The sequence below is a fragment of the Lutibacter sp. genome, assembly GCF_030692605.1.
Taxonomy (GTDB): Bacteria; Bacteroidota; Bacteroidia; order Flavobacteriales; family Flavobacteriaceae; genus Lutibacter.
Map to the genome: position 1 here is coordinate 38,460 of NZ_JAUYUD010000037.1, position 6,726 is coordinate 45,185.

Below are 6,726 nucleotides of genomic sequence, written 5' to 3' on the forward strand. Positions count from 1 at the left end.
ATATTTAATTAATTTCTGGTTCTCCATATAAATCAAATTCAGTGGCGTCATTTATTACAATAGTTGCAAATTTTCCGACCTGAACATAATGTTTTGTAGCATCAATAAGCACTTCATTATCAACATCTGGCGAATCAAATTCTGTTCTACCAATAAAATAATTTCCATCTTTACGGTCAATAATACATTTAAAAGTCTTTCCAATTTTTTCTTGATTTAAGTCAAACGAAATTTGACTTTGAATTTCCATAATTTCACTAACACGCTGTTGTTTTACTTCTGGTGAAACATTATCAATTAAATCTGCAGCAGTTGTATTTTCCTCATGTGAATAAGCAAAAGCACCTAAACGTTCAAAACGCATTTCTTGAACCCAATCTTTCAATTCTTGAAATTGTTTTTCAGTCTCACCAGGGTAACCAACAATAAGGGTGGTTCTAATTGCCATATTTGGAACCGATTTTCTAAATTTAGCAATTAACTTGGTAGTTTTTTCATGAGATGTTCCTCTTTTCATAGATTTCAGAATATCATCGTTGATATGTTGAAGTGGAATATCCAAATAATTACAAACTTTAGGTTCATTTTTTATAACCTTCAAAACATCTAATGGAAATCCAGTTGGAAACGCATAATGAAGACGAATCCACTTAATTCCTTCAACCTTCACCAACTCTATTAATAAATCGGCCAAAGCTCTTTTCTTGTAAATATCTAAACCATAATATGTTAAATCTTGAGCTATAAGAATTAATTCCTTAATTCCTTTTTTTGCAAGTTTTGTAGCTTCAATTACTAAATTTTCTATCGGAGTAGAAACATGTTTTCCTCGCATTAAAGGTATTGCACAAAATGAACAAGGCCTATCGCAACCTTCAGCAATTTTTAAATATGCATAATGTGTTGGAGTTGTTGTTAAACGCTCACCAATTAATTCGTGCTTATAATCAGCATCCAAAACCTTTAGCAAATTAGGTAAATCATGGGTTCCAAAATACTCATCTACATTAGGAATTTCCTTTTGTAAATCTGGCTTATAGCGCTCACTTAAACAACCCGAAACATACACTCTATCTATTTCACCCAGTTCTTTCCGATTAACATAATGTAAAATAGTATTTATAGATTCTTCCTTAGCATCACCAATAAAACCGCAGGTATTAATAACAACAATATTTCCTTCATCATTTTCATCCTCATGAACAACATTTTTATTGTTAGCCTTTAATTGGCCCATTAAAATTTCACTATCGTACACGTTTTTTGAGCACCCTAAAGTAACTACATTGATTTTATTTTCTTTTTTAGATTTGGTTCTCATAATATTGGAGAAAAAAAATCATACTTCAACAAGCTCAGCATGATATTTTTTATTTTTACATTATTATTTTATTTGAAGAAAGAATCTACAAATTCAATTTTATTAAATACTTGCAAATCGTTGATACCTTCACCCACTCCAATATATTTAACAGGAATTTGAAATTGATCAGAAATGCCTATTACAACACCTCCTTTTGCAGTTCCATCTAATTTTGTTACTGCCAAAGACGTAACATCTGTTGCCAGAGTAAATTGCTTTGCTTGTTCGAATGCATTTTGACCCGTTGAGCCATCTAAAATTAGTAAAACTTCGTGAGGAGCTTCAAGCACAACCTTTTGCATAACTCGTTTTATTTTAGTTAACTCGTGCATTAAGTTAATTTTATTATGAAGTCTTCCAGCCGTATCAATAATTACAACATCAGCATTTTGAGCTATGGCTGATTTCAATGTGTCAAAAGCAACTGATGCTGGATCACTACCCATTTCTTGTTTTACAATAGTTACCCCAACCCTATCTGCCCATATTTGCAACTGATCAATGGCGGCAGCTCTAAATGTATCTGCTGCACCCAATACCACTTTTTTACCATTTGCTTTAAATTGTGACGCTAATTTTCCAATAGTGGTGGTTTTACCAACTCCATTAACACCAACAACCATAATAACGTAAGGTTTAACATTAAGAGGAGTATTAAATTCTGTTTCGTTTCCAACATTTGTCTCAGACAACAAACCAGCAATTTCTTCTCTCAAAATTACATTCAACTCACTAGTTCCTAAATATTTATCTTGAGATACGCGGACTTCAATACGTTTAATAATTTTTAATGTGGTTTGCACTCCAACATCTGACGAAATTAAAATTTCTTCTAAATTATCCAATACATCATCATCAACCTTTGTTTTGCCTGCTACAGCCTTTGAAAGTTTAGAGAAAAAAGTGGTTTTAGATTTTTCTAACCCTTTGTCTAAAGTCTCTTTTTTTTCTTTTGAAAATAATTTATTGAATAAACTCATGTGAAAATTAATTATCTCGTAAATATAAAATAAAAAAAGCTACTCTCAATTAAATGAAAGTAGCTCATATATTGTATGAACAATTGTTACTTTTTGCTTAAAAAGTCTTGAACTTTTGCAGGATCCATAACTGATTCCACAAATGTATATCCTCCAGACTTATCAGATTTAACCATTTTTATTGCTTTGGTTAAACGCTTTGCTCCTGTTTGTAATGATGCTACTGCTTTCTTTGCCATGTTCTATATTATTTAATTTCTTTATGAACAGTCATTTTTTTCAAGATAGGATTAAATTTTTTAATTTCCATTCTATCTGGAGTGTTCTTTTTATTTTTAGTTGTAATATATCTAGAAGTTCCTGGTTCTCCAGTTCCTTTGTGCTCAGTACACTCTAAAATTACTTGAATTCTATTACCTTTAGTCTTTGCCATTTCCTAATCCTTAATTTTTATAAAAACCTTTTTCTCTTGCAGTTTTTAACACAGCCGAGATTCCTAATTTATTAATATTCTTTAGCGCAGAGGTAGATATTTTTAAAATTATCCACTTATCTTCTTCAGGAATATAAAAACGCTTTTTAATTAAATTAGCGTCAAATTTTCTTTTTGTTTTATTCATAGCGTGAGAAACATTGTTCCCAACCATTGCTTTTTTTCCAGTAAGTTCACAAACTCTTGACATATTCTTTACCTTTTTAATGTATTCTCAAAACGAGATGCAAAATTAAATTTTTAATAATTAATACACAAACTTTATTTGTTAGTTTTTTAATATTTCTTTTCTTAGCAGCTCTAAGGCTTTAATTGATGAACGCTCTATTACTTTTTCTCTTGGTTTTCCGAAAAAATATTCTTCAGAAATAACACCATTTGGTGAAGCGATTGCAATAATAACCGTTCCTAAAGAAGCTGTTGTATTATTTACTGTAGGACCAGCGTTACCAGTAGTTGCAATACTATAATCAGTTTTAAATTTTTGCTGAATTCCCAATGCCATTGCTTCAGCAACTTGTTTACTTACAATCGAATATTTTTTGATCAAAGCTGCATCAACTTTTAACTCATTAATCTTAATATTTTGATGATATGCCACAATAGAACCTTCAAAATAACGCGATGATCCGGGTACTGAAGTTATCAATTTAGCAATATTACCACCAGTACAACTCTCAGCGAGTGATAAATTTTGATTTTTTTCAATCAATAAATTACCAATTATCGCTTCCAAAGTTTCATCATTTTCATACCCCACAATTGCATCTCCTAAAATCCATTGAATTTTTTCTATTGCTATATTAATTGAGTTTTGTAGTAATTCCAGATTATACCCTTTTGTGCTAAGTCTTAATCTAACACTACCAAACGAAGGTAAATATGCTAATTTAACATGCTGAGGCAATTCATTTTCCCAATTCTCAATTTTAGCAGCCAAAACACTTTCGCCAATTCCATAAGTAATAATTGTTTTATGAATAATTATTGGTAATTCAAAATTTTCAATCAGTTTTGGAATAACTTGATTGCGCATTAATCCTTTCATTTCATAAGGTACACCTGGCAACGAAATCATAATCTTGTTATTGTTTGCAAACCACATCCCGGGTGCAGTTCCAAATTCATTAAATAAAGGAATGCATTTAGACGGAATAAAGGCTTGATTTTTATTTACCTCTGTAAAAGGATAATTAATTTTCGTGAACATCTTTTCAATATGAGTAGCAATTTCAGAATTAAAAATCAACACATCATTAAAATATTCTGTTAAAGTTAGCTTTGTTATATCATCTTTTGTTGGGCCTAACCCTCCTGTTAAAATTACAATATCAGAACGCTCCTCAGCATCTTTTAAAAAACTTAATATATGCTGTTTGTTATCTTGAATGGATGTAATTTGAAAAACAGAAATACCAATTTTAGTTAACTCTTCTGCAATCCATTTCGAATTGGAATCTACTATTTGTCCTATTAAAATTTCATCACCAATAGTAATTATTTCTGCCTGCATTCTTTAAATTCAATTAAATGTAAAAATAGGAAGATTTTTTAATATTTAAGAAAAGACCTTTTTAAACATTTATTTTTTATAAAAAACAATAAAAAAACGCAACCTTTTACGTAATTTGACATCTAAATAATAAAGAAAAGAAATACCCCTAAAACAACTACTCGCTATGACAACAGAATTAAATTTTACAGACAACGAGCTCTTGGAGCAATTTGAAAATTGCACATTACCAATCGATTTATTAACTCATGAAAATTTACTAAGAATTTCTTGGGTTTTATTAAATAGTTATAAATTGGAATTAGCAACACATAAAAACTGTACCTTAAAAGAGCGATATTATCGTGAAGTTATTAAAAATAACAAATTCAATCTCTCGCTAACTAAGGCATATACTGAAATTTTGTATTATTTCATGAAAAAATCTTCAGCTAAAACATTCGATAAACTAATGTCTGAATTCCCTCGATTGAAATATAATTTTAAAGAATTAGTTAGAACGCATTATGGTTATGATATTCTAAAAGAGCATAGAAATCAAGAATCTAAACCAATAGACACTATTTTATTTACTTTTTAAAGTTTTATTTAACTTTAATACTAAAGTTTTCTATACCATTTAATATTCCTGTTAATTGGTCGTTTTCATCTATTTTACCCACGCCTTCTGGAGTTCCAGTAAAAATAATATCTCCTTTTTTTAGTGTGAAAAATTGTGATGCATATGCTATTATTTCATCTATTTTCCACAACATAGCATTTGTATTTCCATTTTGTACAATTTCATTATTTTTGATTAATGAAAAAGATAAATTTTCTAAATCTCCCAATTTTTCTTTAGGCAAAAACTCGCCTACAACAGCACTCCCATCAAATGCTTTTGCTTTTTCCCAAGGCAACCCTTTTTCTTTACAAATATCTTGAATATCTCTGGCTGTAAAATCTATTCCAAGACCAATTTCATTATAATACTTATGTGCAAATTTGGAATCGATATATTTTCCTACCTTATTAATTTTCACTAAAACTTCCACTTCGTAATGAATATTCTTAGAAAATGGTGGTATAAAAAATGGTTGATTTTTTAATAAAATTGCTGAATCTGGCTTTAAAAATAGTATTGGGTTAGTAGGTCTTTCATTTTTTAATTCTTCTATGTGTTTGGCATAATTGCGACCGATACAAATTATTTTCATGATATTTTATTTAAAGATTGAATTATTGAAAGATAAATGAATGAATGAATAATATAAATTACACATTATTAATTGTTAATTATCAATTAATTAAGGTATCCATTTTTTTTCAAAATTTGGTTTTCGTTTTTCTAAAAAGGCATTTCGTCCTTCTTTCGCCTCTTCAGTCATATATGCCAATCGGGTAGCTTCTCCTGCAAAAACCTGTTGACCTACCATACCGTCATCGGTTAAATTCATTGCAAATTTTAACATTTTTATGGATGTAGGTGATTTTGCTAATATTTCCTGAGCCCAGTCGTAAGCTGTGTTTTCTAATTCTTCATGAGGAATCACAGCATTAACCATTCCCATTTCAAAGGCTTCTTGGGCAGTGTAATTTCTTCCTAAGAAAAATATCTCTCTCGCCCTTTTTTGACCTACCATTTTTGCTAAATAGGCCGATCCATAGCCACCATCAAAACTGGTTACATCGGCATCAGTTTGTTTAAAAATCGCATGTTCTTTACTTGCCATGGTTAAATCGCAAACAACATGTAAACTGTGCCCACCTCCTACTGCCCAACCAGGAACAACCGCTATTACTGCTTTCGGCATAAAACGAATTAAACGCTGCACTTCTAAAATATTTAATCTGTGATATCCATCTTCGCCCACATAACCTTGATGCCCTCGTGCTTTTTGATCGCCTCCACTGCAAAATGAATATACCCCGTCTTTAGTTGAAGGACCTTCTGCCGATAATAAAACCACTCCAATTGAGGTGTCTTCGCCAGCATCATAAAATGCTTCATACAATTCTTTAGTAGTTTTTGGTCTAAAAGCATTTCTAACGTCGGGTCTGTTAAAAGCAATTCGTGCTACCCCTTCACATTTTTTATAAGTAATATCTTCAAATTCTTTAACTGTTTTCCAATTAATTTCTTTCATGTTTTTTGCTATTAAAAGGGTAAAAATAACTCATTTTAAGGTTTTATAAAACTAAACTTTAAATTAAAAAATTGTTATTTAAATAACATAAAAAAACTAGGATTACAAAATAAGTAATGGTTAAAATTTAATGTCGTATTTAATGTCAAAATTATTCAGCACTAAATTTAATTGTTCTTTGAGGTTTTTAAAGCATTTATAAGCATCGAAATCTAGCCATTGATATTTTATTCTTCGCCACAGTATTTCTA

At 30.2% G+C, this 6,726-nt stretch carries 9 protein-coding genes; 1 reads left to right on the forward strand and 8 read right to left on the reverse strand.

Going from position 1 to position 6,726, the window contains the following annotated elements; translation table 11 throughout:
- Nucleotides 1–4: 4 nt before the first annotated feature.
- The 6 genes from rimO to Q8S45_RS03350 form a co-directional block, all read right to left on the reverse strand.
- Nucleotides 5–1,321, reverse strand: a complete 1,317-nt coding sequence (gene rimO, locus Q8S45_RS03325) for a 30S ribosomal protein S12 methylthiotransferase RimO (RefSeq protein WP_305601221.1) — start codon at nt 1,319–1,321, stop codon at nt 5–7.
- Between the two features lie 68 nt (nt 1,322–1,389).
- Entirely contained in the window at nt 1,390–2,343 is a 954-nt protein-coding gene (gene ftsY, locus Q8S45_RS03330) for a signal recognition particle-docking protein FtsY (protein ID WP_305601222.1), read from the reverse strand.
- Between the two features lie 86 nt (nt 2,344–2,429).
- Nucleotides 2,430–2,582, reverse strand: coding sequence for a DUF4295 domain-containing protein (locus tag Q8S45_RS03335; RefSeq protein ID WP_305601223.1), 153 nt, complete (start codon nt 2,580–2,582; stop codon nt 2,430–2,432).
- A gap of 8 nt (nt 2,583–2,590) precedes the next feature.
- The gene (rpmG, locus tag Q8S45_RS03340) at nt 2,591–2,776 is read right to left on the reverse strand and encodes a 50S ribosomal protein L33 (protein ID WP_305601225.1); all 186 of its coding nucleotides are present in this window, start codon (nt 2,774–2,776) and stop codon (nt 2,591–2,593) included.
- Nucleotides 2,777–2,786: 10 nt separating this feature from the next.
- Nucleotides 2,787–3,026, reverse strand: coding sequence for a 50S ribosomal protein L28 (rpmB, locus tag Q8S45_RS03345; protein WP_305601226.1), 240 nt, complete (start codon nt 3,024–3,026; stop codon nt 2,787–2,789).
- 78 nt (nt 3,027–3,104) lie between these two features.
- Nucleotides 3,105–4,349 (reverse strand): competence/damage-inducible protein A, encoded by a 1,245-nt coding sequence (locus Q8S45_RS03350; RefSeq protein WP_305601228.1) that lies wholly within the window; start codon nt 4,347–4,349, stop codon nt 3,105–3,107.
- A gap of 166 nt (nt 4,350–4,515) precedes the next feature.
- Here Q8S45_RS03350 and Q8S45_RS03355 point away from each other — a divergent pair, with 166 nt between their 5' ends.
- Nucleotides 4,516–4,929 carry a hypothetical protein gene (locus tag Q8S45_RS03355; protein WP_305601230.1) on the forward strand — a complete coding sequence of 138 codons (414 nt, stop codon included), beginning with the start codon at nt 4,516–4,518 and terminating at the stop codon, nt 4,927–4,929.
- Nucleotides 4,930–4,933: 4 nt separating this feature from the next.
- Here Q8S45_RS03355 and Q8S45_RS03360 read toward each other — a convergent pair whose 3' ends face one another.
- Together Q8S45_RS03360 and Q8S45_RS03365 are read right to left on the reverse strand one after the other, a co-directional pair.
- Nucleotides 4,934–5,545: a fumarylacetoacetate hydrolase family protein gene (locus Q8S45_RS03360; RefSeq protein ID WP_305601232.1), complete on the reverse strand. Its 612-nt coding sequence runs from the start codon at nt 5,543–5,545 to the stop codon at nt 4,934–4,936.
- Nucleotides 5,546–5,635: 90 nt separating this feature from the next.
- Nucleotides 5,636–6,475: a 1,4-dihydroxy-2-naphthoyl-CoA synthase gene (locus tag Q8S45_RS03365; protein ID WP_305601234.1), complete on the reverse strand. Its 840-nt coding sequence runs from the start codon at nt 6,473–6,475 to the stop codon at nt 5,636–5,638.
- Nucleotides 6,476–6,726 lie beyond the last annotated feature (251 nt).